Source organism: Arthrobacter sp. BGA-UO-ETr-C19, assembly GCF_059568005.1.
The window spans coordinates 559459-583596 of sequence record NZ_JCAQPC010000024.1; the positions used below are offsets into that span (position 1 = coordinate 559459).

Below are 24138 nucleotides of genomic sequence, written 5' to 3' on the forward strand. Positions count from 1 at the left end.
ATCATGCCGGCTAGGCCGGGACGTTCAGCTCCAGGTCCAGGGTGTTCGTCTCCACGTAGTCCAGGGCCCGCCGGACCGCGCCCACGGTGACGATGGAATCGCCCAGCGGTGAGACCGCCACCCGCGGCGGGGTGGCGGTGAACTCCGGCAGCCGGGCCGCAATAGGCTCGAGCAGGACCCCCGCAGAGTTGGCCACGGCACCGCCGATCACCACGAGCTCGGGGTTGATCATGGTGGCCACCGAGCCGATTACCCGGGCCATCCTGTCGGCCAGCCGGTCAAGGATCTTCAGGGCCTCCGCGTCCCCGGCAGCTGCCGCGGCAAAGACGTGCTCCGCTTCGGCCCCCGTTGCCGCGTGTTCGCGGAGGGACGTCTCGGCAGTGCCCTCAAGCGCCTCCGCAGCCCAGTCCCGCGCCAGCGTCGCGATGCCATAGGTGTCGCCCACGCCCTCCACCAGGTCCAGGTACGCGAGTTCACCCGCGCCGCCGCCGCTCCCGTGCAGCAGGCGGCCGTCTTCAATGACGCCCGAACCGAAGCGTTCACTGGCCAGGATCACGACGACGTCGTCCACGCCCGCCGCCGCGCCCCGCCACCGGTCGCCGAGGGCAGCGAGGTTGGCGTCGTTCTCCAGCAGCACCGTCCATCCGTGCAGCTTGTCCAGTGCGGGCTTGAGCCCGACGTCGAACAGCCCCCAGAAATGCTGGGCCGCCAGGATGTTGCCGTTCCGGTCCACCGGGGCGGCGATGCCGGCGCACACGGCCAGCACGGCGTCGGGGGAGGCCCCCACACTGTGCAGCGCCATTGCGGCGGCCCGGTCAATGACCGCAACGCGTTCCTCGGCGGAGATGTCCTCAATCTCGAACGGCTGGCTGGCCCGTCCCAGCGCCTTGCCGCGAAGATCGGACACCACCACCGTCGCCTTCGAGAAGCCCACGTCCATTCCCAGGACGTAGCCTGCCCGCTCGTTGAGTTCGAACCGGCGGGCGGGCCGTCCCTTCTGGTAGCCGCCAAAGGCGCGCTGGTTCTCCAGCTCGGTGATCCACCCGCGCTGCATGAGGTCCTCACACACGGCAATGGCGGTGGCCCGGGTCAGGCCGGTGGCCTGGATGACCTCGGTAACCGTCACCGCACCCGAGGCGCGCATGAAATCCAGGACCGCTCCGGCGCTCACGCGGCGAAGCAGTTGGGGCGTGGCCGCCGTCATTTCGGACATGGTGTTGACCTCCTTGTGCTCTGCCCCACATAATACTTGAGGAACTAAATTTAGATTCCATATAAACTCACCACGTGGGCCGGACGGCCGCCGGCCACGGGATTCTCTTTCCAGCTTTTTCCTCAGCCTTTTGCAAAGGAGCAACTGTGAACAGCCCCTCGAAACACCGCCAACTCCGCAATCCGCAACGCCGCGCCACCTGCCAGCACGCCGCCCCGGCCTCCGCACTGTGAACGCAACCCCGCTCAGCCGCGAGACTCCTCTCAGCCGCCGCGCGCTGTTCAAGGCGGCCGGCCTCGCCGGCGCTGCAGCTGTCCTTCCGCTGGCAGGCTGCGGCTCGGTGCCGGGCAGCCAGAACGGCGTCACCACTCTGCGCTTCATGCAGAACAAGCCCGAGGTGGTGGCCTACTTCAACCAGGTGATCAAGGACTTCGAGGCACTCAACCCGGACATCCGCGTCATCCAGGACTTCAATGAGGGCAACTTCGTTCCCGGCCTGGTCCGCAACGATCCTCCCGACGTCGTGACCCGCGGCTTCGCGCAGGCCACCGCCGACTTCGTCCGCAAGGGCGTGTTCGCGGACCTCTCGGACCTGCCCGCTGCGGCCACGATCGACCCCAAGGTCCAGGACCTGGTCAGTTCCTGGGGACAGTACAACGGGCACGAAACCAGCGCCCTCCCGTTCTCCCTGGCAGCCGCCGGGGTCATCTACAACCGGGACATCTTCGAGGCCCGGGGCGTGTCCGTCCCCACCACTTGGGGCGAATTCGCCGCGGCCTGCGAGAAATTCAAGGCTGCCGGCGTCACCCCTGTCTACGGCACCTTCAAGGACAGCTGGACTCTCGGCCAGGGCATGTTCGACTACGTCGCGGGCGGTTCCCTGGACGTCGGCGGCTTTTTCGCGAAGCTCACCGCCAAGGGCGCTGCCATCAGGGAAGACGCCAAAGAATCGTTCACCAGCAACTTCGGCCCGGTCCTGCCCAGGATGCTCGAGCTGGCAGCCTTCTCGCAGAAAGGCGCCACGAGCAAGAACTACGCGGACGGCAATGCCGCATTCGCCAAGGGCCAGGCGGCCATGTACCTGCAGGGCCCGTGGGCGCTGTCCCAGCTGGTGGCCGCCAACAAGGACGTCAGGCTCGGCAGCTTCCCGCTGCCCGTCACGGACAACCCCGCGGACACCAAGGCCCGGGTCAACGTGGACATGGCCCTGTCCATCACACGCAACACGCCGAACATGGCCGCGGCTCGTCGGTTCGTCAGCTACCTGCTGGACCCCTCCGTCGTGAACGCCTACAACGAGAAGAACGCGGCGTTCTCGCCGCTCAAGGAAGCTCCCGCCGTCGAAAATCCCCAGATCACGGGCCTGGCCGCCTCGGTGCGGGAGGGGCGGTACTACCAGGGGGCAACCACCTACTTCCCGCCGTCGGTACCGCTTAACAACTACATCCAGTCCTTCGTGTACGGCAAGAACGGCGAGCAGTTCCTTACCGCCCTCGACGACGAATGGCGCCGGGTCGCCGAGCGCACCGCGGTCTGACCCGCCCGAATCCAGGAGCTCCCATGACTACAACCTCAGAGACGGCGCAGGCAACCCCGCCCGCCACGTCGACCGTTCCCCCGAAGGCCTCGCTGCGTGCCGGCAGGTCCAAGAACATGATCGATCCCGCGTACTACTGGATGGTGGTGCCGGTCCTGGCGCTGTTCGCCTTCTTCATCACCCTGCCGGCACTCGTGGGCGTGTTCTTCAGCCTGACGAACTACGCCGGGTACGGCGACTGGAAGTTCATCGGACTGTCCAACTACGTCAACATCTTCAAAGACCCGGCCATCCTGCAGTCCTACATCTTCACGTTCGTCTTCGCCCTGACCACCACCGTGGTGGTCAACGTCGTGGCACTGGCGATCGCCCTCGGCCTGAACGCCAAAATCAAGTGGCGCACCGGCATCCGCACCGTCTTCTTCATCCCGATGGTGCTCTCCGCCCTGGTGGTGTCCTTCGTGTTCAACTACCTGTTCTCCAACACCCTGCCCGTGCTGGCGGACAGCTTCGGCGTGACGCCCCTGGCAACGAGCATCCTTGCCAACGAGAACTACGCATGGCTTGCCATCGTGCTGGTCACGGTCTGGCAGGCGGCTCCCGGCGCCACCATCATCTACCTGGCCGGACTGCAGAGCGTCCCGTCCGAGGTGTACGAAGCGGCGGACCTCGACGGCGCCGGCAGTTTCCGGCAGTTCCGCAGCCTGACGCTGCCGCTCATCCTCGGGTACCTCGTCATCAACGTGATCCTCGGCTTCAAGGGCTTCCTGGGAACCTATGAAATCATCGTGGGCCTCACCGGCGGCGGGCCGGGCATGGCCACCCAGTCCGTGGCCATGCGGATCTTCTCCGGCTTCACCGGCGGGGACTACTCCTACCAGATGGCGAACGCGGTCATCTACTTCCTGATCACCCTGCTGATCTCCGTCATCCAGCTGCGCCTCATCCAGCGCCGGGGGGTTTCACTCTAATGACTGCATTTCCGCTTACCGCCCGCCGCACCTCACACGATCCAGACCGCCCCGGACTCCGCCGGAGGAACCGCTCCGGCCGGGAGGGCTACAAGGTCAACTGGTGGCTCACCGCCCTGATGCTGGTGGCTTCCCTGACCGTGCTGCTCCCGCTGTACTTCACCGTGGCCATGGCACTGAAGTCCGCGGACCAGATCGGAACCGGCACGGGACTGGAATGGCCCAGCCCGGTGAACTGGGAGAACTTCGCCGCCGCCTACGTGGCAACCAATTTCCCCCGGGCGTTCATGTCGACGGCGTTCGTCACCGTGCTCAGCGTCCTTGGTTCCCTGGCGTGCAGCTCGCTGGTGGCGTACGCCATCGCCAGGAACTGGAACCGGAGGTTCTTCCGGGGCTCCTTCGTGTACCTGCTCTCGGCAATGTTCATCCCGTTCCCGGTGATCATCCTGCCCCTGATCAAGCAGACGGCCCTGCTCGGGCTGGATAACCCCGGCGGCGTGGTGTTCCTGCACGTGCTGGGCGGCATCTCGTTCAACACGCTGCTGTACATCGCCTTCGTCCGCTCCATACCGGTGGAGCTCGAGGAATCAGCCCGGCTCGACGGCGCCACCACCTGGCAGGTGTTCCGCAGGATCATCTTCCCGCTGCTGGCCCCCATGAACGCCACCGTGGGCATCTTCGCCTTCCTCGGCTCATGGAACGACTTCCTGCTGCCGCAGATGATGATCGCCGACCCCGCCCTGCAGACCCTCCCCGTGGTGCAGATGCTCTTCCAGGGTGAGTTCAACACCAACTACAGCCTCGCGTTCGCCTCCTACCTGATGGCCATGGCACCCACCTTGGTGGTTTACATCCTGGCCCAGCGTTGGGTACTGTCCGGAGTCATGCGCGGGGCCGTCAAATAGACCCATCAAACCAGTCCAGCAACAACCCCAACCACAAGAAAAGGATCATCCCTTGTCCACCACCGCCACGCTGGCAACCCTTTCCGATTCCGACCGCCTGGCCGATCCGAACTGGTGGCGCCAGGCGTCCGTCTACCAGATCTACCCCCGCAGCTTTTCCGATTCGAACGGCGACGGCCTGGGCGACATCAAGGGCATCACGGCCAAGGTCCCGTACCTGAAGGCGCTCGGAATCGACGCCGTCTGGCTCAGCCCGTTCTACCCCTCGGCGCTCGCCGACGGCGGCTACGACGTGGATGACTACCGCAACGTGGACCCGAAGCTCGGCACCCTGGAGGACTTCGATGAGATGGCCAACGCCCTCCACGCCGCCGGCATCAAGCTGATCGCCGACATCGTCCCGAACCACTCCTCGGACCGGCACGAATGGTTCAAGGAAGCCCTGGCCTCCCCGAAGGGCTCCCCGGCCCGGGACCGCTACATCTTCCGGGACGGCAAAGGCCCCAACGGCGAGTTCCCGCCGTCGGACTGGGACTCCGTCTTCGGCGGGCCCGCCTGGGAGCGCATCACCGAACCTGACGGCACCCCCGGCCAGTGGTACATGCACATCTTCGCCAAGGAGCAGCCGGACCTGAACTGGGCCAACCGGGAAATCCGCGACGACTTCCTCAAGACCCTGCGCTTCTGGTCGGACCGCGGCGTGGACGGGTTCCGCGTTGACGTGGCGCACGCCCTCACCAAGGACCTCACCGAACCGCTGCTGTCAAAGCTGGAGCTGAGCGCCGCCAACACCGGCACGGACGGGTTCGACGACGGGTCGCACCCGTTCTGGGACCGCGACGAGGTGCACGAGGTCTACGCCGAATGGCGCGAGGTCTTCAACGAGTACAACCCGCCGCGCACCGCCGTCGCCGAGGCCTGGGTACACGCCACCCGCCGGGCCCGCTACGCCAGCCCCGAGGGCCTGGGCCAGGCGTTCAACTTCGACCTCCTGCAGGCGGACTTCGACGCCGAGGAATTCCACGAGATCATCACCCGCAACCTGGCCGAGGCCGCAGCCACCGGCGCCTCCTCCACCTGGGTGTTCTCCAACCACGACGTCGTCCGGCACGCCACCCGCTACGGCCTGCCCAAGGGCTCCAAGGGCAAGCACGCCAAGGGCCAGGACGGCAAGGCCTGGCTGCTGGCCGGCGGACCGGAAGAGGATCTCGACGTCGAGCTCGGCAAGCGCCGCGCCCGCGCCGCCACGCTCCTCATGCTCGCGCTGCCCGGCTCCGCATACCTGTACCAGGGCGAGGAACTGGGCCTGCAGGAAGTGGCGGACATCCCGGAATCCGAACGGCAGGACCCGTCGTTCTTCCGTAACAGGGGAGTGGAAGTGGGCCGCGACGGCTGCCGCGTGCCGCTGCCGTGGTCCGTGGAGGGCACGTCCTTCGGGTTCGGCGACGGCGGCGCTCACCTGCCGCAGCCCGACTGGTTCAGCAGCTACGCCGTTGAGGCGCAGGACGGCACCCAGGGCTCCACGCTCGAGCTCTACCGCACGGCCCTGAAGCTCCGCCGCGAGCTGCAGGCCGCGGAAGAGCTGGAATGGATCGAAACCGGAAACCCGGACGTCCTGCACTTCAGCCGCCCGGGCGGCTGGCAGGCAGTGACCAACTTCGGGGACACCGCCGTCGACCTTCCCGCGGGCACGGTGCTGGTGAGCAGCGCACCGCTGGAAGGCGGCAAGCTGCCGGGCAACACCACGGCCTGGCTGCGCTGACCCACTGGCTGACATGCCGCTGGCGGACCCCGGTTTCTGACCGGGGTGCGCCAGCGGGCCCGTTTAACCGCCCTCCCGCGTACCGGCCCGGCCTCTGTGCGCGGTCGGGATCTGTGCGCAGCCCGGAACAAATGAAAGAGTGATGCCATGACTGAACAGACTGCAGCACGATACGGCCGGCCGCTCTACGGCTGCATGGGCCTGGGCGGGGACTGGTCGACTGAACCCCACGAAATCACCGACGTCGAGGCCGCGGCTGAGGCCATTGATGCGGCGCTGGACATCGGCGTCACGCTCTTTGACCACGCCGACATCTACCGGCACGGAAAAGCGGAAGCCGTCTTCGGCGAGGTCCTGGCCGGCACCACCGGGCTGCGCGAGCGCATCCAGCTGCAGACCAAATGCGGGATCCGGCTGAACGAGCGGGGACTGGAAACCCACTACGACCTGAGCGCGGACGCCATCATCGAACGCGTGAACGGCAGCCTCGAACGCCTGCGCACTGACTACGTGGACATCCTCCTGCTGCACCGCCCGGATCCGCTGATGGACCCCGCGGAGGTGGCGGCCGCCGTCGGGAAGCTGATGGCGGAAGGCAAGGTGCGCGCGCTGGGGGTGTCCAACATGTCCGCCGCCCAGATCGAGTTCCTGCAGGACAGCCTCGAGACCCCAGTGGTGGCCAACCAGCTGGAGCTCAGCCTGCTCAAGCGCGACTGGCTGGAGAGCAGTGTGCTGGTAAACCATCCCGATGCCCACGGCTACAGCTTTCCGCACGGGACCCTGGAGTACTGTGCCCGGCAGGGGATCACGCTGCAGGCCTACGGCGCACTGGCCCGCGGCCACTACACCGGCAACCCGCCCGAGCGGCCCACGCCGGCCGAAAGCGCCACAGCCGCGCTGCTGGCGGAGATGGCCCGGGAGAACGGCACCACCGTGGAGGCGGTGCTGCTGGGATGGCTCATGAAGCACCCGGCCGGGATCGCGCCGGTCATCGGCTCCGCCAACCCGGACCGGATCCGTGCGTGCGCCGGGGCCGCCCGCGCGGCCGAGACCATGACCCGGGCCGAGTGGTACCGGCTGTGGGTCACGGCCCGGGGCAGCAACATCCCCTAAACCCCTCTAGGTCGCAGCTGACGGTGTTCTGAGTGCTCAAAACGCCATCTGCTGCGACCTACTTGGGACGGAAGCGCTCTAGAGCGGGGCGATCTCCGAGTAGGTGGAGGCATCACCCTTCAGGGCCTGGCTCGGCTTGCCGTCCACGCCCACCGGGATGTCACCGGCGATGGTGACGCGGTTGAGCTTGCGCGGCTGCCCGTCGTAGTTGTCCGGTGCGTAGTGCTGGGTGATCCGGTTGTCGAAGAGCACCAGCTGGTTGGGTTCCCAGTTCACGCGGACCACGTTTTCGGGACGGGTTACGTAGGCCTGGAGCAGGCGGATGATGTCCCTGGACTCGGTGTTGGACAGACCCACGATCCGCAGGCGCTGCGCGAAGCCCCCAATGAACAATCCGCGCTCGCCGGTCAGCGGGTGGACCCGCACCACGGGGTGGGCCGTCTCGAACTTGAGCCGGGTGAACTCCTTGCGGCGTTCCTCGGCATTGGCGTGCTCCAGGTTCTTGGGCACCGAGTAGTCGTAGTCGTTGGTGTGGATGGCCCACAGAGTGTCGGCGAAGTTCCGCAGCTCGTCCGGCAGGTCGCTGTAGGCGCCGGCGGAGGACGCGATCAGCGTCTCGCCGCCGTAAGCCGGCAGGTCGATGCTGCGCAGGGTGGACGCCTGCGGCGGGTTGACCACGAACGTGACATCCGTGTGCCAGTTGTTGGCCGAACCGTTCTCGCTGTCCACCGGCAGGACGTTCTCCTCGCCCTCCACGGACGCCACGGTGGGGTGGGCCTTGGTGAGCGGGCCGAAGTGGCTGGCGAACTTCACCTGCGCCTCGTCGGTGAGGATGTTGGCTTCACGGAACACCAGGGCCTTGTGCTCGTTGAGGGCCGCACGGATCTGTGCAACGGTCTCTGCCGGCAGGTCGCCGCTGAGGTCGAGGCCCCGGATCTCGGCGCCGATGCGGGAGCCCAGCTTGGAGAATTCGAGCTTGGTTTCGGTAATGACAGTCATCGTACTTTCCTCACTTTGTGCTGCGGATACTTTGAATCGGGCGTTGCTTGAATCGGGCGCTACTTTGAATCGGTCAGGAGTCCGTTGAACTCATTGGTGTACAGCTTCTTGGTATCCAGGCCGGACTTGATGATGCCTGCGGACTTCAGGTACTCCTCCCAGCGGGTGAAATCCTCATCCTTGATCTCGCCCTTGGCCGGGACGCCGACGCTCTTCCAGTACTGCAGGGCGGCGGGGTTCTCATTGCGGCCGCGTTCCTTCAGGATCTTGGTGAGCCGGGCAACGACTTCCTTGCGGGGCGTGGCCCGTTCCCACTCGATGGCCTTGGCCACGCCCGTGGTGAAGGTCCGGACCGTGTTGGGGTTCTGGGCGAGGAAGTCCTCCCGGAAGACGTAGGGTCCGCCGGCAAACGTGCCGAACAGGTCAAAGTCGCTGAAGACGGACCGCAGCCCGCCGTTGGCGACGGCCTTGTCCTGCAGGATGCTGCCCAGCGAGCCGGCGTCCACCTGGCCGCGGCGGATGGCTTCCTCCGTGTCGTTCGGCGGGACCACCACGAGCTGGACCTGCTTGATCTCGTCCGCGCTCAGGCCGTTCTTGCGGAGGTAGGTGTTGATGACAGCCTCGGAATGTGCGCCGAGGGTGTTCACGGCGATCTTCTTGCCGATGAAGTCCCGGGCCGTCTTGATCGGGCTGTCTTCCTTCACGTAGAAGCCGTTGAAGGTCTTGCTGTCCTCGCCGTAGTAGTTGATGACGGCCTTCACCGGAGCGCCGGCCTCCACGAGCTTCACCACGGCGCCGGCGAAGGCGCCGCCGAAGTCGGTCTGGCCGGTCGCTGCGGACTGGATGTCCTGTGGGCCGCTGATGGTGTTGCCCACCCAGTTCAGCTTGACGTCGCCCAGGTAGCCAAGGTCCTGCGCCAGCTCGGGAAGGGTGACGCTGTTGGCCCAGCCCTGGTAGCGGAGCTCCTTGACTTCATTGGCACCGGGGGCGCCGGTGCCGCTTGTGTCATCGCCGGCGGCGCTCCCGCCGCAGCCGGACACCGTCAGGGCGATGACGACGGCGGCCGCAGCACTCAGGATGGTCAGGTGTCGTTTCATTGGGGGGTTCCTTCAGGGGGTTGGTTGGCCGGTGAGCCAGGTTCTTGGCGGCCGCTGCAACGGCCGATGGATCGATGTAAGCGCACTCGGCAGGGCCCTGAAAAGTGCCACGGTCACGGCGGGCAACCGTTGGAAATCCGCGGAAATACAGCGCAACAGCGGGTCATGAGGCGCCCCGTTGCGGCCGGTGAATCCCCGTGACGGGCGGTGCCGGGGTGCGGTTCCGACGGCGGTACACTGTGGCTTTTGTTCGTATTGGTCTGCCGTGCGGGGCCGATCGGCGTCGCGCATACGGGCGCGCGCCCGATACGGTAGAACCATGACGTCTACTTCCACAGCCGAGATCACCCGGCACGAACGCAATATCCCCGCCGAGATCGCCCGGTCGTGGCTGCTTGTCAACGCGATGAAAACCGAGCTTTTCGACCAGTCCGCCGTGTCCCGCGCGGACTCGATCATCCTGGACATCGAAGACGCCGTTGACCCCTCGCAGAAGGACGTCGCCCGCGAGAACGTCGTCAACTGGCTCTCCGGCGGCGGCCAGGCCTGGGTGCGGATCAACGACGCGACCAGCAAGTTTTGGGCCGACGACCTCGCGGGCCTGCGCGGTACGCCGGGGCTGCTCGGCGTCATGCTGGCCAAGACGGAGTCAGCCGACCAGGTCACCGAGTCCTTCCACCGCATGGACGGCAAGACGCCGGTCATCCCGCTCGTGGAATCCGCGCTTGGCATCGAGGAGGCCAACCACATCGCCAAGGCCCAGGGTGCGTTCCGCCTGGCCTTCGGCTCGGGCGACTTCCGCCGCGACACCGGCATGGCGAACACCCAGGAGGCCATGGCCTACCCGCGCGCCAAGCTCGTCGTCGCCAGCCGGGTGGGCAACCTGCCGGGCCCCATCGACGGACCCACGGTGGGCACCAACCACCCCATCCTGCGCGAGCAGACCGGCATCACGGTGATGATGGGCATGACCGGAAAGCTCTGCCTGGCCATTGACCAGACCAGCGTTATCAACGAGGTCATCAGCCCCACGCCGTCGGACGTCGCCTGGGCCACCGACTTCATGGCCGACTTCGAGGCCAATGGCCGCGTCATCCGCGACGGCTCCGACCTGCCCCGCCTGGGCCGCGCAGAGAAGATCATGAAGCTCGCGGTAGCGTTTGGCGTGCAGCCCGCGCTGTAATCTGCATCAGCATTACCAGGAGACCCCGTGACTGATACCCGTTATCTGGTGCACGGGGTCTTTTGGGATGGGCCGCCGGCCGTCTCCGCAGCGTCCGACGGCGGCCGGCCGGTTCTGCGCCTCCAGCACCATTCCGGTGCGTTCAATGAGATGATGCTCGACGCCGGCGCCCGCCTTGGATTCTTGGTCGCGGACGGTGCCAAGCACTGCCTCGGCCACACCAGGGTCTTCTCCGCCACCGAGCGGCGGCACGTCATATGCCCGGACAGTGCCCACGCGGTCCGGGGCAGCCAGTGCGGGACCTGCCAGCTGGCAGACGACACCCGGCTGATCCACGACTTCCACCGCGGCGGACGGGTCCCGGCCGGCCTGCGGGACTATCTGATGCAGCCGCACTGGCTCTACGTCGCCACGTTCGCCAACGGTGCCAGCAAGATCGGCACGGCCTCCCAGCCGCGCAAATGGAACCGGCTGGCTGAGCAGGGCGCGGTGATTGCCCGCTACGTCGCCCTGGCAGAGGACGGGCGGGTGGTGCGCATCCTGGAGGACCTGGCCACGCGCGAAGCCGGCCTTGCCCAGCAGGTGCGCGGCGCGGCCAAGGCTGCCGCCCTGACGGACCCGCTCCCCGGCGATGAGCTTGACCTGCTCAACCGGAGCCGGGCGGAGGACGTGCGCACGCTCCTGGCGGGCACCGCCGTCGCGGGTTTTGCCATTGTGGATGAGCAGTGGGTCCGCCCGGCACAGGCCGCGGAGCTCTGCTCGGCTGCCGCCCGGCACGCGTACCCCCACGGGATGCACGGCGGAAGCCACGGCTTCACCCTCAGAGCCTTGTGCGGCAGCCACGGCCTGGCCGGTCTGGACGGCTCGGAGCTGGACTTCGTGGTGAACCTCGGGCTGCTGAAGGGCCGCCTGGTGGAACCGGGGGAGTACAGCTCGGGAGTGCCGGCGGTGCAGGAAGCCCTTTTCTAAGGGCACAGCCTGACTGGGTAAACTGGCACGGTGCTGCACGAATTCTGGGCCACCGCGCCCAAGTCCTACAAAATCCTGGTCTTCACCGCGATGGGCCTCATCGCCGTCGGTCTCATCCTCAACATCGCAGGCAATGTCACCGCCAACCAGGGGCTCATGATCGGTTCCTTGCCGGTGATCGGGCTGGGCCTGGTGCTGCACATGGTCGCTCTGGTGGTCCGCGGCCAGCGTGTGCGGAAGAACATCCGCAAGTAGGAAACCCGCACGCCGGCCCCGATAGGCTTGAACCCATGACTATCAATCCGGACCTGCAGGGCCGAAGCTACCCTGCCGCAGAGGTGTATGACGTCGGCCGCGAGAAGATCCGCGAGTTCGCCCGCGCCGTCAAGGCCAACCATCCCGCCCACTTCGACGTTGACGCTGCGCAGGCCCTGGGCCACCCCGACCTCGTGGCACCCCCCACATTTGCGATCATCATCGCCCAGCGCGCCGACGCCCAGCTGATCGAGGACCCTGAGGCCGGCATCGACTTCTCCCGCGTGGTCCACGCGGACCAGCGGTTCACCCACCACCGCCCCATCTTCGCCGGCGACCGGCTCGTCGCCGAACTGCACGTTGACGGCGTGCGCGCCATGGGCGGCGGCGCCATGATCACCACGCGCAGCGAAATCTTCGCGCTCAAGGACGGGGACGGGCGCGAGCCGGTATCCACCACCAAGTCATCCATCCTGGTCCGCGGAGAGGGACAGTAGCCATGAGCCCCACATTCGAAGAACTCAGCGTCGGCCAGGACATCGGCAGCCGCAGCATCGAGGTGACCCGGCAGGACCTGGTCAAGTACGCCGGCGCATCGGGCGACTTCAACCCCATCCACTGGAACGAGGCCTTCGCCACGGGCGTGGAGCTTCCCGGCGTCATCGCCCACGGCATGTTCACCATGGGTGCCGCCGTGCAGCTGGTCAGCGACTGGGCCGGTGACCCGGCCGCCGTCGTCGACTACCAGACCCGCTTCACCAAGCCGGTGCTGGTCACTGACACCACGGGAACCGGCGACGCCGGTGCCGTGATCGATGTCAGCGGTGCCGTCGGCGCGCTGGATGCCGAAGCGCGCACCGCCCGCGTGGACCTGACAGTGGTGTTCGACGGGCAGAAGGTCCTCGTGAAGGCCCAGGCCCTGGTCCGGTTGGCGTGACGTGATGCTGTCTTGAGTTCCACCGCCGTCCAGGCGCGGGAAATCACCCTCTGGCGCAACGCCGTCGTGGTGGCCTACGCCGCCAGCGGGCTTGCGTTCGCGTCGTGGGTTTCCCGGCTGCCCGCGATCCGCGACGGCCTGCATCTCACGCCCGGCACGGTGGGGCTGCTTCTGCTGTGCATGACGGCCGGATCCTTCCTCTCGGTATCCGCGTCGGGGCTGATCGTGCTCCGGCTCGGGTCCCAGCGGACCATCCGTTCCGGTGGCATCGTGGTGGGCTGCGGCCTGGTCCTGGCCGGCTTCGGCACATCCGTCCTGTCCAGCCCGGTGGCGGTTGCCGCCGGCCTGGCCGTCGTCGGACTGGGCACCGCCAGCTGGAACACGGCATCCAACGTGGAGGGAGCCGCCGTCGAGCGGGCCATGGGCCGGCACATCATGCCCAGGCTGCACGGCTCGTTCAGCCTGGGCACGGTTGCCGGAGCCGGGCTGGGCGCCTGGGCCGCCGGTGCGGGCGTGCCGGTCCTCTGGCACCTCGCCGCCGCCGGGCTCGTCGTAGCCGGTTCGGTGACGACGGCGGCACGCTGGTTCCGTGCCGATGTCACCCCCGAGGCACGCGCGGCACCGTACCGGCCGGACAACTTTGAGGACCCGTCCACCGGGCCGATTCCGGTCATCCGTCCGGGACGCGATGACGCCGGCGGGGCCCCGCTGGACAACAAGCGCAAAATCGCCCAGGCCTGGCGGGACCGGCGGACGCTGCTCCTGGGCGTCATGGTGCTGGGCCTGGCGCTGGCCGAAGGCGCGGCGGGGGACTGGGTGGCGCTGGCGCTGGCCGACGGGCATCACCAGTCGGACGCGGCCGGCGCCGCGGGGTACGGGTTGTTCGTCACCTTCATGACCATCGGCCGGTTCGCCGGAACGGTGGTGCTCGACCGGTTCGGCCGGGTTCCCGTGATGCGCTGGTGCTCCGCCACGGCCGTCGTCGGGCTTGCGCTGTTCGTGTTCGCCCCGGTCCCGTGGCTGGCCTACGCCGCCCTGGCTGTCTGGGGCCTCGGCGCCTCACTGGGATTCCCGGTGGGCATGTCCGCGGCGGCCGACGACCCCGCCAAGGCCGCCGCCCGGGTGTCCGTGGTGTCCACGATCGGGTACGGGGCCTTCCTGTGCGGGCCGCCGCTGCTGGGGCTGCTTGCCGAGCACGTGGGCATCCTGCACTCGCTGCTGGCTGTCATGGCCGTGCTGGTGGCGAGCTTCCTGCTCTCCCCGGTGGCCCGCAAACTTCCCTAGCTTTCCCTGCTTCTGTTCCCTATAGGCTGGACTGGTGACCTCCCCAATGCTTTCCGATCTGACCACGGCCGCCGTCGGCGGCCCCGCCGGCACTTATGTCGAGGCCCGCACCGAGGCCGAGATCATCGAGGCGGTGCGCGCGGCGGACGCCGCCGGTGAGCAGCTGCTGATCATCGGCGGCGGTTCCAACCTCCTGATTTCCGACGACGGGTTCCCCGGAACGGTCCTGAAGATCTCCTCCGAGGGGTTCACCGTCAACGCCGAGGACTCCTGCGGCGGCGTGTCCGTAGTGGTCCAGGCCGGCCACAACTGGGACGCGTTGGTGGGGCACGCCGTGCTCCACGCCTGGTCCGGCATTGAGGCGCTGTCCGGGATCCCCGGCGCCACGGGAGCCACTCCCGTCCAGAACGTTGGCGCCTACGGCGCGGACGTCTCGCAGACCATCGCCGCGGTCCGCACCTGGGACCGGGAGCGCAACGCCGTGAAGACCTTCACCAATTCGGAGCTGAAGTTCGGGTACCGGGACTCCATCCTCAAGCAGACCACGGTCAACGGCTCACCTCGCTACGTTGTGCTGACCGTCGAGTTCCAGCTGCCGCTGGGCCGCATGAGCGCACCCATCCGCTATACCGAGCTGGCGCGGGTCCTGGGCGTCGAGCAGGGCAAGCGTGCCTACTCGAACGACGTCCGCCGCGAGGTCCTGCGGCTGCGCGCCTCCAAGGGCATGGTGCTGGACCCGGCGGACCGGGACACGTACTCCACGGGTTCGTTCTTCACCAACCCGATCGTCCCCGCAGACGTGGCAGCAGGGCTTCCGGAATCCGCACCGCGTTACCCGGGTGGCGCCGACGGGCAGATCAAGCTGTCCGCGGCATGGCTGATCGACCACGCCGGCTTCGGCAAGGGTTTCGGGCTGGAAGCCGGGAGCGTCTCCGGCGGCCGGGCCTCGCTGTCCACCAAGCACACGCTGGCCATCACCAACCGCGGCTCGGCCCGGGCGGCCGACATGGTGGCGATTGCACGAGAGGTGCGTGCCGGCGTCGTCGGGCGTTTTGGCATTGAATTGCACCCCGAACCGCTCCTGATCGGCCTCACGCTCTAGCGTTGCGGACGACTGCCTCGTCACCGGCGTCCTGGTTGCTGGGCGCCCTAGGATGGGCTCATGGCAGCTGCGGTGAAGGTCCGGGTTTCTTCCAAGGTGATGGGCCGGCTGAGGCTGGCGTCGCAGGGGCTGCTGGGACCCGGATTCGACGGCGTGCCGGAGGCCGTCCGTGCGATGACCGCTATCCAGGCCCAGGATCTCCAGTCAGCGCTGTGGGCTGTGGGTGTCCGGGTTCCCGGTGCGGGCCTGAGCGACGTCCGCCGGGCTTTGGATGGCGGGTCCGTGGTCCGGTCGTGGCCCATGCGCGGCACGCTGCACCTGCTGGCGCCCGAGGATCTGCGCTGGATCCTGAACCTCACCACGGGCCGGATGATTCAGGGCACGGCCGGCCGGCACCGGCAACTGGAAATCGCCGGCAGCGACGTGGAGGCCTGCCGGGAGACAGCCCTCGGCCTGGTTGACGAAGGACGGGCCGCCACCCGGGAGGAGCTGTTCGCGGCGTTCGAGGCTGCCGGGCAGGCCACCAAGGCCCAACGGGGGATCCACCTGCTGTGGATGCTGTGCCAGAGCGCCTCACTGGTGCCCGGGCCGCTGGATGGCAACCAGCAGAAGTTCGTTGCGTTCGAGCGTTGGATCACGTCCTCGCGGGACCTGGGCCGTGAGGAGGGGATCGCGGAGCTGCTGCTGAGGTACCTGCGCGGCCACGGACCCGCCACACTGCGCGACTTCGCCTGGTGGTCCAGCATTCCGTTGACCGAGGTGCGGCGTGCCCTGCCAGCGGTGAGCGGCGAGTTGGTGGAGCTTGATCACGACGGAACCCAGTACTGGCTGTCGCCCGAGGCCGCCGAACTGCTGGACCACGGTGTTTCGGGCCAGCGTACAGTCCTTGCCCTGCCGGGGTTCGACGAGTTCGTACTCGGCTACACGGACCGGAGCATCGTGCTGCCGCCTGAGCACGCGCAAAAGATCGTCCCCGGCGGCAACGGGGTGTTCAAGAAAGCCATCGTGGCCGGCGGCGAGGTGACCGGCACCTGGGCGAGACAGGGGAGCGGACGGACGGCCGCCGTCGTACCCGTTCCCTTCGACGACACGAAGCCCCTCGGCCCGGCGGCCCTGGCGGGTTTCCGCCGCGCAGCTGCAAGGTACGGGCGGTTCCTGGCGTCCTGACGGCCTCTGGCCCGAGAAGACGTAAAACCGGCCCGCCCGCAAAACCGGTGCGGCACTATTGCCACGCTTCCTCACCTTTGGTCGCTTGTGTGGGCACGCTTCCTCAGGTTTGGTCGCCTGTTTTGGCACGCTTCCTCAGGTTTGGTCGCTTTTGTGGGCACGCTTCCTCAGGTTTGGTCGCTTTTGTGGGCACGCTTCCTCAGGTTTGGTCGCTTGTGTGGGCACACTTCCTCACTCCCTGCGGCCAAAGGGTGAGCACTCCTGCTATTTTTTCGGCCAGCCTTGCCGGCTCAAAAAGCGATAGGAGGTGAGGAAGCGTCGGGTTGGAAGCGACGGGAGGTGAGGAAGCGTTGGGTTGGAAGCGACAGGAGGTGAGGAAGCGTTGGCTCAAAACCGGCAGGAGGTGAGGAAGCGTCCGGCAAACGCAAAACCGGCCCTGCTTCGCATGAACGGCCCCGGGGGCGGGGCAGGTCGTGCGGGCAGGGCCGGTCAGGGCGACGCGTGGTTAAAGCGTGCCGGTGGCGATGTTGAGCATGCGGCGCAGCGGCTCGGCGGCGCCCCAGAGGAGCTGGTCGCCGACCGTGAAGGCGCTGATGTACTGCGGGCCCATCTCGAGCTTGCGGATACGTCCCACCGGAATGGTCAGCGTGCCGGAGGCTGCCACGGGGGTGAGATCGGCCATCGAGGCTTCCTTGGAGTTGGGCACCACCTTGGCCCACTCGTTGTCCTCGTCGAGCAGCTTCTCGATCTCGGCAACGGAGAGGTCCTCGCGCAGCTTCAGGGTGAGCGCCTGCGAGTGGGAGCGCATGGCCCCGATCCGCACGCAGAGGCCATCCATGATCACGTGGTTCTCATCCGAGGTGCCCAGGATCTTGTTGGTCTCGACGCCGGCCTTCCACTCTTCCTTGGACTGGCCGTTACCGAGATCGGCGTCGATCCAGGGGATGAGGGAGCCGGCCAGCGGCACACCGAACTGGGTGGCGTCGACGCCGTTGCGCTGGTGGGCCAGCACCTTGCGGTCGATGTCGAGGATGGCCGACGCCGGGTCGTTCAGTTCCGTGCTGACCTCGGCGTTGAGGGTGCCGAACTGGCTGAGCAGCTCGCGCATGTGCCGCGCGCCGCCGCCGGAGGCAGCCTGGTAGGTCATGGACGTGCCCCACTCGACGAGGCCGTTCTTGAAGAGGCCGCCGAGGCCCATGAGCATGCAGGAGACGGTGCAGTTGCCGCCGATGAAGTCCTTGACGCCGTTGGCGAGCCCTTTGTCGATGACGTCCCGGTTGATCGGGTCAAGCACGATGATGGAGTCGTCGTCCATGCGCAGGGTGGAGGCGGCGTCGATCCAGAGGCCGTCCCAGCCCCGGCTGCGCAGCTCGCCGTGGACCTGCTTGGTGTAGTCCCCGCCCTGGGCGGTGACAATAATCGGCAGCTTCGCCAGTGTCTCGACGTCGAACGCGTCCTCGAGCTTACCGGCCCCATCAGCGAAGGACGGGGCGGCACCTCCCGCGTTTGAGGTGGAGAAAAATACCGGGTTGATGCTGGCGAAGTCGCCCTCGTCCTGCATGCGCTGCATCAGGACGGAGCCGACCATGCCGCGCCAACCGACCAGTCCAACGGACGGAGTAGCTGCTGTAGTCATTTAGCCAGTTTATCTTTGGATTTGGCGGGCCGCAGTCGGTTACGTCACGGCCGCTGCCGCACCGGGCGCTGAGACCTCAGTCGACGGGCCGCGGAAGGTTGCGGGCTTTGCGCAATTTCTCGGCCCGGAGCTCCTTGGCATACGCGGACCACGCCGCCAAGGGAACGAAAATCCCGGCAGGCACAACCCACCAGACCTCGCCCAGGATGCCCCAGGTGCCGTCGAGTGCGATTCGGACAATGCCGTAGACAATCCCGCCCGTGAACAGCGACGCAAGAACCGCCAGGAAGAGCAACCCGGCGGAGCTGTTGACGGGTTTCACGAGGCCGTGTCCGTCGTCTTTGCGCACGCCATATTCGTCCGGCGTGTAGCCCACCGTTTCCCCGTTCTCGGCGCGGCGGTAGATCAGCTTGTCGTCGGGGGCCTGGGACGGAACGTAGCCCGGGTCCTGCGGGACACCCTCGCTACGCCTCGCCACGGGCATCCTCAATCGCTGCCAGCAACCCGGCATCATCCAGGCCTGCCGTTTCTGCCACCTCGTCCTTTTCGAAATCGGGAACGCCGGTGGTCCACGAGGTCTCGTCACGGCGGATCAGGAGGTGCTGCTCGGAGGCCAGGGTCTTCAAAACCAGATATGCGGAGCCGCCAGGGTTTTGTTCGACATGCTGGCGTACCACCCGGAGCGTCGCCTCCGCCGATGAAATGGCGGGATCCTGGGCGAAGACGAACCAGGTGCCGAGGAGCCGGGGCTGCAGCATCAGGGAAACACCGGGTGCTTCCAGCAGTGCCACGTTGTCCATCGACTCGCCGGTCAGCAACGAGATCTCGGTCCACCGGACCGCCTGGCCGAGCGCCGTGGCCACGGCGGCGGCCACACCCTTCACGCCGAGATCACCGTCGTCATCAACCGCAGCCAGGTCGCGTGCCAGCAGCGCCGAGGCGCCGGCCGTGGACAGGGTGACGTCGTCGATCATCTCTTCAGCACGGAAGACGCTGACTGAACGGTCACGGGCAGGGCCCTCGAAAACGTTCAGCAGGTAGGCGAACTCGCCCACGCCGAAGCCGATGACGTCGATGCCGAGGCGCGGTTCCTGCTGGGTCCGGTCCTGAACAGTCATGCTTGTCTCCTAATCGCCGAATCCGAGGAACTTGCCCACGGACTTGCCGGCATCAACCAACGTATCCTTAGTGTCGCTCACGAACTTTCCGGGGTCCTTCACGGCGTTGACGACTCCTTCGCCGATGTCCTTGCCGACGCTGCTGATGGTGTCCCAGTTCTCGTACACCGCAATGCCAACGCTGGCCACCTGGCAGACAGTCCCGGCGGGAGGCGGCAGGAAGCACCCGACACCCAAGAGGCCCTTACCCGCGCTGGCCAACCCACCCTTTATGTCGCCGTCGGAAAAGCTCTTCACGGAGTCATAGGCGCTGAAGCCGACGCCGGCCCAGCCAAGTCCCCGCGCGAGGCCGGACTTGCCCAGCCATTCGAGCTTGGTGCCGGCCCCGATCCACGGTTTCTCCTCCAGGAGCGGGCCGAGCCTGGTAAGGCCGGGAACATGCTTGTTCAGGTTCTTCAGCGACGCAATGTCAGTAGCCTTGTCGATCAGCCCGAGGCCGCGATGGGCGGACGCCGACCCCTTCAGCAGGTCGTCCAGGGCCGAGTTCCCGAGGAGTCTGTGCGCCGCAAAGCCGGGGCCGCCGATGCGGTGGCTCCCCTGCAGGAAAGACTTGATGAAATCGGCCCGCTGGTTCTTCAGCACCCAGCCGTACTGGCCGAGGTGCTTGGCAAGGGTGAACGGGGCCTTGATGAACTTGTGCAGGGTCATGCCCGCCTTGAGCGCTCCGACGCCCCCGAGCAGCACGCCGCCCAGTGTTCCTGCCCACGAGCCGCCGGGATCGCCAAGCGTCACGGGACCGCCGCCGGAGCCCGGGGCGGCGTCGCTGGCCTTCTCCTGTTCGTTGGCGTTGTCCAGCAGCTTCCTGGACTCGTCCTTGAGGGCGCGTGCCGTCCGCTGGATGAGCGCCCGGTGGTTGCCGTTCCAGTCGGAGCGGAACTGGGTGGCGTCGTTGCCCTTCCACGAAGGGTTGTTGTTGATTTGGTTGGTCAGCTGCGATGACGTCTGCAGCAGGGTGTCGGAGACCTTTCCGAACTGCTGCGCGAGGGTGCGAAGCTGCGCGACGTCGGCGCCCCACAAATTACCTGTCACTGCGGCATCATCCCCCAAATCCTGACCGTTCCGCGTTGGCACGGTTGCTGCTAAGTCCAGCCATCACTCTAGTTCGGGCGCCAGGCCGCCGCGATGGGCAGCACTCCCCATCCGGACCCTACTGGCGGTCGGGCTCCTCCAGCAGTGCGTTCTTGCGGGCGCGCAGGGCAAAGAAGGAGCCGAAGGCAAATACCTGTGTCACTACCACCAGCACGATGATGCCGGCGATCTTGTTGCCGCCCAGGATCATGGTCAGGCCCACAATCGCGGACAGCAGTGCCAGCAGCGGCAGCAGCATGTAACCGAGCACAAAGAGGGTTTCGGGTTTACGCAGCATGTTCTAACCTTCCGAACGGTTCCACTTGGTGAACCGGTAGCGGGTGCCGTTGGCCCCTGTCAGCCAGCCGTCGGGCGGCACGGAAGTGCCGGCCACCCAGCCGTCGCCGAGCTCCGGGGCGTACGTGTCGCCGTCGGCATCCACATCTATGGTGGTGACCACCGCGACGTTCGCCAGCCCGGTGGATTCCTTGAAAATTTCGCCGCCGCCGAGGATCCAGACTGCTTCGCAGCCTGGGGCGAACTGTGATTCCAGCAGGGCGTCATCGAGGGATTTGACGACGACGGCGCCCTCCGCCTCGGGCGAGCTGCCCCAGTTCTCCTGCCGGGTGATGACGATGTTGGTCCGGTTGGGCAGCGGACGGTACTTTGCCGGGAAGGACAGCCAGGTCTTGCGGCCCATGATGACGGGATGGCCTGTGGTGACCCTGGTGAAGTGCTTGAGGTCCTCGGGCAGGTTCCACGGCATGTCGCCGTCCTTGCCGATGACACCGGCAGGCGTCTGTGCCCAGACGAGTCCGATCCCGGACATCCCCGCGGCGATGTCCTCGCTGAAAGCCTGCCCGTCCATGGTGCCCTCCGTGCTCATACGGCGATCGGCGCCTTGATCGTGGGGTGGTGCCGGTAGCCCACCACTTCGAAGTCGTCCAGGGTGTAGTCGAAGATCGACTCCGGTTTCCGGGTGATCTTCAGCTGCGGATACTCGTACGGTTCCCGCTCCAGCTGCTTCAGGACCTGGTCCATGTGGTTGTCGTAGATGTGCACGTCGCCGCCGGTCCAGACGAATTCGCCGGGCTCGAGTCCGGTCTGCTGGGCCAGCATGCAGGTCAGCAGCGAGTAGGAGGCGATGTTGAACGGCACGCCAAGGAACATGTCCGCGGAGCGCTGGTACAGCTGGCAGGAGAGCTTGCCGTCCGCGACGTAGAACTGGAAGAACGCATGGCAGGGTGGCAGTGCCATGTCCTTGAGTTCGCTCACATTCCAGGCCGAGACGATGTGCCGGCGCGAGTCCGGGTTCTGCTTCAGGCTGTCCACGAGCTCGGCGATCTGGTCGATGTGGCCGCCGTCCGGGGTGGGCCAGCTCCGCCACTGCACGCCGTAGACCGGCCCGAGTTCACCGTCGGCGTCGGCCCACTCGTTCCAGATGGTGACGCCCTGGTCCTGCATCCACTTCACATTGGTGTCGCCCCGCAGGAACCACAGCAGTTCCACGGCCACGGACTTGAAGTGCACGCGCTTGGTGGTGATCAGCGGGAAACTCTGGCTCAGGTCAAAGCGCATCTGGCGCCCGAAAACGCTGCTGGTTCCGGTGCCGGTGCGGTCTGATTTGTGCGTGCCGTTGGCCATGACGTCGCGCAGAAGGTCTTCATAGGGCGTTGGGGTGCTCACCCGTCCAGTCTATTCGAATCGCCATCGCGGCCACGGCGCCGGTGGAGCGAGCCGCGGAGGAGATCCAGCAGGGCCTCATCGGGCAGGCCCGCCTGGGCCGCCACTTGGATGAGATGTTCGACGGCGGCACCCACTTCTGCTGCGGCCGCACCCGAGCCGGGCACACCTGAGTCCGTTCCACCGTACGCCGGCAGCCCGACGACGAGGGTTCCGTTCCGGCGCCGGGTCTCGATCAGCCCGGACTGCTCAAGTTCCCTGTACGCTCTGGCGACAGTCCCGGCGGCAAGCCCCAGATCTGCCGCCAGGCTGCGGACTGCCGGCAGCCGCGTCCCGGCCGTGAGCCCGCCCGCGGCGATCAGCGCGCTGATCTGCAGCCGGATCTGCTCGTACGGGGGAGTGGGGGAGCCGAGGTCCACCGAAATGCCAGCTGTCATCGCGCAGGTTCCACCGGTGCGTGCCGGGCGGCCGGCGCGATCCTCGGGCCGAATGCGCTCACGCAGATCAGGGACAGCACCACGGCGGCTGCTACCAGCACGTACCCGGCGGCGGCCGCAGCCGCTTCCCACACTTCGGCCGGAACCGTCTGCGTTCCCAGCAGCACACCCCATGCCCGGCTTGCCGATATCAGCAGGCCGCCCGCCTGTGCCAGCAGGAAGGCCGCCAGAATCCGCACGATTCTGTTCAGTGTGATGGCTCGGAGTGCCGCGTCCAACCCGTCATCCGAGGTGAGAATGCCGCGGCGCCGGCGCACGGCAAGGGTTGCGGGCACAGCCGCGACGGCGACGGCGGCAGTTGCCACCGCCGTCGGAATCCAGCCCGGCGTTCCGTCAGGCGAAAGCGCTGATTCGCCAACTGAGGTCACCACGATCGCTACTGCGAGCAGCAGCAGGCCAATGATCGCCGCGGTGAGGAGGGCGGGCGCCACCGGCTGGACCGGCCAGCGGCGGGCTGCGGAGGAAGTGCCGTAGTTCCGTTCGAGGAGCAGTTCGCCGGCCAGGATGGCCTGCAGGACGCACGCGGCCATCACAGCTGAGATGACGGTGGCCCGGACAGGATTGGCGGAGCCCAGAAGGAACAGGGCGGCAGTCCCCGGCGCCGCCGCGGCCAGCCCGAGCAGAGCGCCGAGGGACATTATTAGAACAGCGGCGGGATGCTTCTCGCTGCGGAGGTCGCGGACCTTTTTCCGGTCCGACGACGCAGGCCGGCGGATACCGACTTTGCCGGCTTGGAGGCTGGCCAGCTGCGGCGGCTTCCAGATCCACATCACGAAGAGCACCACGGTGGCCAGCAGTCCGACGGGGTTGGTCCATGAAGTGGCAGTTGCGGGTTCCGGACGGGACGCAAAGTTGCCGGCGATGGCCGCAAGCCCCGCGGCAACGGTGGAGACAGTCCGCAGCAGCCGGTTCATCGCCACAGTGCGGAGAAGGGCGTTGTCCGCAGCGTCAAGGGCCTCGAGCTGGCGGCGGCGGGAAATCAGCCACAGCACCAGAACAGTTCCGGCCGCCAGCAGCAGGAGGGCGGAACCAAGGCAGGCCGCCAGCTCTGTGCCGGGAATCCGTCCGTCCTGGAAAAAGCTTGGACCAGTTGCACCGTCCGCGGGAGTGACAGGCCGCACCGGACGGTACGCCGGCTGCACGGCCGCCCACACGATGGTTCCGGCGGAGGCGGCGAAAATACCGAGCGTGGTCCACGCGAGCGGCCGCGGAAGAAAGTCCCGGACGCGCCGTACGGACAGCGTTGCCAGCCGCCGGGAACTGCGGGGACCCGGATAGCTGAGCTGGCCCAGCGCATGGACGCCGACGCAGCCGAGTACCGGCCACGCCAGCGCCTGCAGGATGTCGGCGGGCTGCTGCAACGACGGCGTTTGAGGGTGGGAGGGGATGATGCCGGCGTTCGCTGCTCCGTGCAACGTGCTGGCCAGCCAGCCGATGACGCCCACCCAGAGCGCGTGGTCTGAAACCGACTGGGGCGACGTGCCGCCGCCCGGCGCCCAGACAACCCAGCGCAGCAATCCGTAAATGCCCAGTGCAGCCAGCAGCGGTCCCAGCAGCGCCATGGGTGGAAGCTCAAACTGTA

General features: G+C 67.1%; 25 protein-coding genes. 13 read left to right on the forward strand and 12 right to left on the reverse strand.

Annotated elements, in window-relative coordinates; all coding sequences use genetic code 11:
* Positions 1–10 precede the first annotated feature (10 nt).
* Positions 11–1213: an ROK family protein gene (locus AC57BR_RS21460; RefSeq protein WP_496364284.1), complete on the reverse strand. Its 1203-nt coding sequence runs from the start codon at positions 1211–1213 to the stop codon at positions 11–13.
* A gap of 229 nt (positions 1214–1442) precedes the next feature.
* Between AC57BR_RS21460 and AC57BR_RS21465 the strand changes: the two genes are divergently transcribed.
* From AC57BR_RS21465 to AC57BR_RS21485, 5 genes are all read left to right on the forward strand, one after another.
* Positions 1443–2750, forward strand: coding sequence for an ABC transporter substrate-binding protein (locus tag AC57BR_RS21465; protein ID WP_496364286.1), 1308 nt, complete (start codon positions 1443–1445; stop codon positions 2748–2750).
* A gap of 23 nt (positions 2751–2773) precedes the next feature.
* Positions 2774–3721 carry a carbohydrate ABC transporter permease gene (locus AC57BR_RS21470; protein ID WP_496364288.1) on the forward strand — a complete coding sequence of 316 codons (948 nt, stop codon included), beginning with the start codon at positions 2774–2776 and terminating at the stop codon, positions 3719–3721.
* Positions 3721–4626 carry a carbohydrate ABC transporter permease gene (locus tag AC57BR_RS21475; RefSeq protein WP_496364290.1) on the forward strand — a complete coding sequence of 302 codons (906 nt, stop codon included), beginning with the start codon at positions 3721–3723 and terminating at the stop codon, positions 4624–4626. The genes AC57BR_RS21470 and AC57BR_RS21475 overlap by 1 nt, the downstream gene beginning before the upstream one ends.
* Before the next feature lie 52 nt (positions 4627–4678).
* On the forward strand, positions 4679–6388 hold the full coding sequence (locus tag AC57BR_RS21480; protein WP_496364292.1) for a glycoside hydrolase family 13 protein: 1710 nt from the start codon (positions 4679–4681) through the stop codon (positions 6386–6388).
* A 147-nt stretch (positions 6389–6535) separates the two neighbouring features.
* On the forward strand, positions 6536–7501 hold the full coding sequence (locus tag AC57BR_RS21485; protein ID WP_496364294.1) for an aldo/keto reductase: 966 nt from the start codon (positions 6536–6538) through the stop codon (positions 7499–7501).
* A gap of 78 nt (positions 7502–7579) precedes the next feature.
* Here the strand turns inward: AC57BR_RS21485 and AC57BR_RS21490 are convergent, their stop codons facing one another.
* Positions 7580–8500 carry a TauD/TfdA dioxygenase family protein gene (locus AC57BR_RS21490; protein ID WP_496364296.1) on the reverse strand — a complete coding sequence of 307 codons (921 nt, stop codon included), beginning with the start codon at positions 8498–8500 and terminating at the stop codon, positions 7580–7582.
* Between the two features lie 59 nt (positions 8501–8559).
* Positions 8560–9597 (reverse strand): ABC transporter substrate-binding protein, encoded by a 1038-nt coding sequence (locus tag AC57BR_RS21495; protein WP_496364298.1) that lies wholly within the window; start codon positions 9595–9597, stop codon positions 8560–8562.
* 319 nt (positions 9598–9916) lie between these two features.
* Here AC57BR_RS21495 and AC57BR_RS21500 point away from each other — a divergent pair, with 319 nt between their 5' ends.
* Genes AC57BR_RS21500 through AC57BR_RS21535 form a run of 8 tightly spaced genes read left to right on the forward strand, consistent with a single transcriptional unit; the run spans position 9917 to position 16494 of the window.
* Positions 9917–10780 (forward strand): HpcH/HpaI aldolase/citrate lyase family protein, encoded by an 864-nt coding sequence (locus AC57BR_RS21500; RefSeq protein WP_496364300.1) that lies wholly within the window; start codon positions 9917–9919, stop codon positions 10778–10780.
* Between the two features lie 27 nt (positions 10781–10807).
* Complete coding sequence (locus tag AC57BR_RS21505) at positions 10808–11749, forward strand: DUF2797 domain-containing protein (RefSeq protein WP_496364302.1); 942 nt, start codon at positions 10808–10810, stop codon at positions 11747–11749.
* 30 nt (positions 11750–11779) lie between these two features.
* Complete coding sequence (locus AC57BR_RS21510; RefSeq protein ID WP_496364304.1) at positions 11780–12004, forward strand: DUF3188 domain-containing protein; 225 nt, start codon at positions 11780–11782, stop codon at positions 12002–12004.
* 35 nt (positions 12005–12039) lie between these two features.
* Complete coding sequence (locus AC57BR_RS21515; RefSeq protein WP_496364306.1) at positions 12040–12501, forward strand: FAS1-like dehydratase domain-containing protein; 462 nt, start codon at positions 12040–12042, stop codon at positions 12499–12501.
* Between the two features lie 2 nt (positions 12502–12503).
* Complete coding sequence (locus AC57BR_RS21520; protein WP_306924967.1) at positions 12504–12941, forward strand: MaoC family dehydratase; 438 nt, start codon at positions 12504–12506, stop codon at positions 12939–12941.
* 12 nt (positions 12942–12953) lie between these two features.
* The gene (locus AC57BR_RS21525) at positions 12954–14225 is read left to right on the forward strand and encodes an MFS transporter (RefSeq protein WP_496364309.1); all 1272 of its coding nucleotides are present in this window, start codon (positions 12954–12956) and stop codon (positions 14223–14225) included.
* A 34-nt stretch (positions 14226–14259) separates the two neighbouring features.
* Positions 14260–15327 (forward strand): UDP-N-acetylmuramate dehydrogenase, encoded by a 1068-nt coding sequence (locus tag AC57BR_RS21530; protein ID WP_496364311.1) that lies wholly within the window; start codon positions 14260–14262, stop codon positions 15325–15327.
* A gap of 60 nt (positions 15328–15387) precedes the next feature.
* On the forward strand, positions 15388–16494 hold the full coding sequence (locus AC57BR_RS21535) for a winged helix DNA-binding domain-containing protein (protein ID WP_496364313.1): 1107 nt from the start codon (positions 15388–15390) through the stop codon (positions 16492–16494).
* A 505-nt stretch (positions 16495–16999) separates the two neighbouring features.
* Here the strand turns inward: AC57BR_RS21535 and asd are convergent.
* The 9 genes from asd to AC57BR_RS21580 form a co-directional block, all read right to left on the reverse strand.
* Positions 17000–18130 carry an aspartate-semialdehyde dehydrogenase gene (gene asd, locus AC57BR_RS21540; RefSeq protein ID WP_496364315.1) on the reverse strand — a complete coding sequence of 377 codons (1131 nt, stop codon included), beginning with the start codon at positions 18128–18130 and terminating at the stop codon, positions 17000–17002.
* 76 nt (positions 18131–18206) lie between these two features.
* The gene (locus tag AC57BR_RS21545; RefSeq protein ID WP_496364317.1) at positions 18207–18608 is read right to left on the reverse strand and encodes a hypothetical protein; all 402 of its coding nucleotides are present in this window, start codon (positions 18606–18608) and stop codon (positions 18207–18209) included.
* The gene (locus tag AC57BR_RS21550; protein WP_496364319.1) at positions 18595–19248 is read right to left on the reverse strand and encodes a hypothetical protein; all 654 of its coding nucleotides are present in this window, start codon (positions 19246–19248) and stop codon (positions 18595–18597) included. Before AC57BR_RS21550 ends, AC57BR_RS21545 begins: the two co-directional genes overlap by 14 nt.
* A gap of 9 nt (positions 19249–19257) precedes the next feature.
* Positions 19258–20337 (reverse strand): WXG100 family type VII secretion target, encoded by a 1080-nt coding sequence (locus tag AC57BR_RS21555; RefSeq protein ID WP_496364321.1) that lies wholly within the window; start codon positions 20335–20337, stop codon positions 19258–19260.
* Positions 20338–20455: 118 nt separating this feature from the next.
* Positions 20456–20674, reverse strand: a complete 219-nt coding sequence (locus AC57BR_RS21560; protein ID WP_496364323.1) for an NF038396 family protein — start codon at positions 20672–20674, stop codon at positions 20456–20458.
* A gap of 3 nt (positions 20675–20677) precedes the next feature.
* The gene (locus AC57BR_RS21565; RefSeq protein WP_496364325.1) at positions 20678–21262 is read right to left on the reverse strand and encodes a dihydrofolate reductase; all 585 of its coding nucleotides are present in this window, start codon (positions 21260–21262) and stop codon (positions 20678–20680) included.
* Positions 21259–22062 carry a thymidylate synthase gene (locus AC57BR_RS21570; RefSeq protein ID WP_496364327.1) on the reverse strand — a complete coding sequence of 268 codons (804 nt, stop codon included), beginning with the start codon at positions 22060–22062 and terminating at the stop codon, positions 21259–21261. The genes AC57BR_RS21565 and AC57BR_RS21570 overlap by 4 nt, the downstream gene beginning before the upstream one ends.
* Complete coding sequence (locus AC57BR_RS21575; protein ID WP_496364329.1) at positions 22059–22496, reverse strand: GntR family transcriptional regulator; 438 nt, start codon at positions 22494–22496, stop codon at positions 22059–22061. Before AC57BR_RS21575 ends, AC57BR_RS21570 begins: the two co-directional genes overlap by 4 nt.
* The gene (locus tag AC57BR_RS21580) at positions 22493–24118 is read right to left on the reverse strand and encodes a hypothetical protein (RefSeq protein ID WP_496364331.1); all 1626 of its coding nucleotides are present in this window, start codon (positions 24116–24118) and stop codon (positions 22493–22495) included. The genes AC57BR_RS21575 and AC57BR_RS21580 overlap by 4 nt, the downstream gene beginning before the upstream one ends.
* Positions 24119–24138 lie beyond the last annotated feature (20 nt).

Coding starts and splice junctions, on each gene's coding strand:
- asd (WP_496364315.1), bottom strand. CDS start 18,130: ATGACTACAGCAGCTACTCCGTCCGTTGGACTGGTCGGTTGGCGCGGC.
- AC57BR_RS21470 (WP_496364288.1), top strand. CDS start 2,774: ATGACTACAACCTCAGAGACGGCGCAGGCAACCCCGCCCGCCACGTCG.
- AC57BR_RS21485 (WP_496364294.1), top strand. CDS start 6,536: ATGACTGAACAGACTGCAGCACGATACGGCCGGCCGCTCTACGGCTGC.
- AC57BR_RS21550 (WP_496364319.1), bottom strand. CDS start 19,248: ATGACTGTTCAGGACCGGACCCAGCAGGAACCGCGCCTCGGCATCGAC.
- AC57BR_RS21560 (WP_496364323.1), bottom strand. CDS start 20,674: ATGCTGCGTAAACCCGAAACCCTCTTTGTGCTCGGTTACATGCTGCTG.
- AC57BR_RS21490 (WP_496364296.1), bottom strand. CDS start 8,500: ATGACTGTCATTACCGAAACCAAGCTCGAATTCTCCAAGCTGGGCTCC.
- AC57BR_RS21520 (WP_306924967.1), top strand. CDS start 12,504: ATGAGCCCCACATTCGAAGAACTCAGCGTCGGCCAGGACATCGGCAGC.
- AC57BR_RS21580 (WP_496364331.1), bottom strand. CDS start 24,118: ATGGCGCTGCTGGGACCGCTGCTGGCTGCACTGGGCATTTACGGATTG.
- AC57BR_RS21475 (WP_496364290.1), top strand. CDS start 3,721: ATGACTGCATTTCCGCTTACCGCCCGCCGCACCTCACACGATCCAGAC.
- AC57BR_RS21495 (WP_496364298.1), bottom strand. CDS start 9,597: ATGAAACGACACCTGACCATCCTGAGTGCTGCGGCCGCCGTCGTCATC.
- AC57BR_RS21500 (WP_496364300.1), top strand. CDS start 9,917: ATGACGTCTACTTCCACAGCCGAGATCACCCGGCACGAACGCAATATC.
- AC57BR_RS21515 (WP_496364306.1), top strand. CDS start 12,040: ATGACTATCAATCCGGACCTGCAGGGCCGAAGCTACCCTGCCGCAGAG.
- AC57BR_RS21575 (WP_496364329.1), bottom strand. CDS start 22,496: ATGACAGCTGGCATTTCGGTGGACCTCGGCTCCCCCACTCCCCCGTAC.
- AC57BR_RS21460 (WP_496364284.1), bottom strand. CDS start 1,213: ATGTCCGAAATGACGGCGGCCACGCCCCAACTGCTTCGCCGCGTGAGC.
- AC57BR_RS21565 (WP_496364325.1), bottom strand. CDS start 21,262: ATGAGCACGGAGGGCACCATGGACGGGCAGGCTTTCAGCGAGGACATC.
- AC57BR_RS21535 (WP_496364313.1), top strand. CDS start 15,388: ATGGCAGCTGCGGTGAAGGTCCGGGTTTCTTCCAAGGTGATGGGCCGG.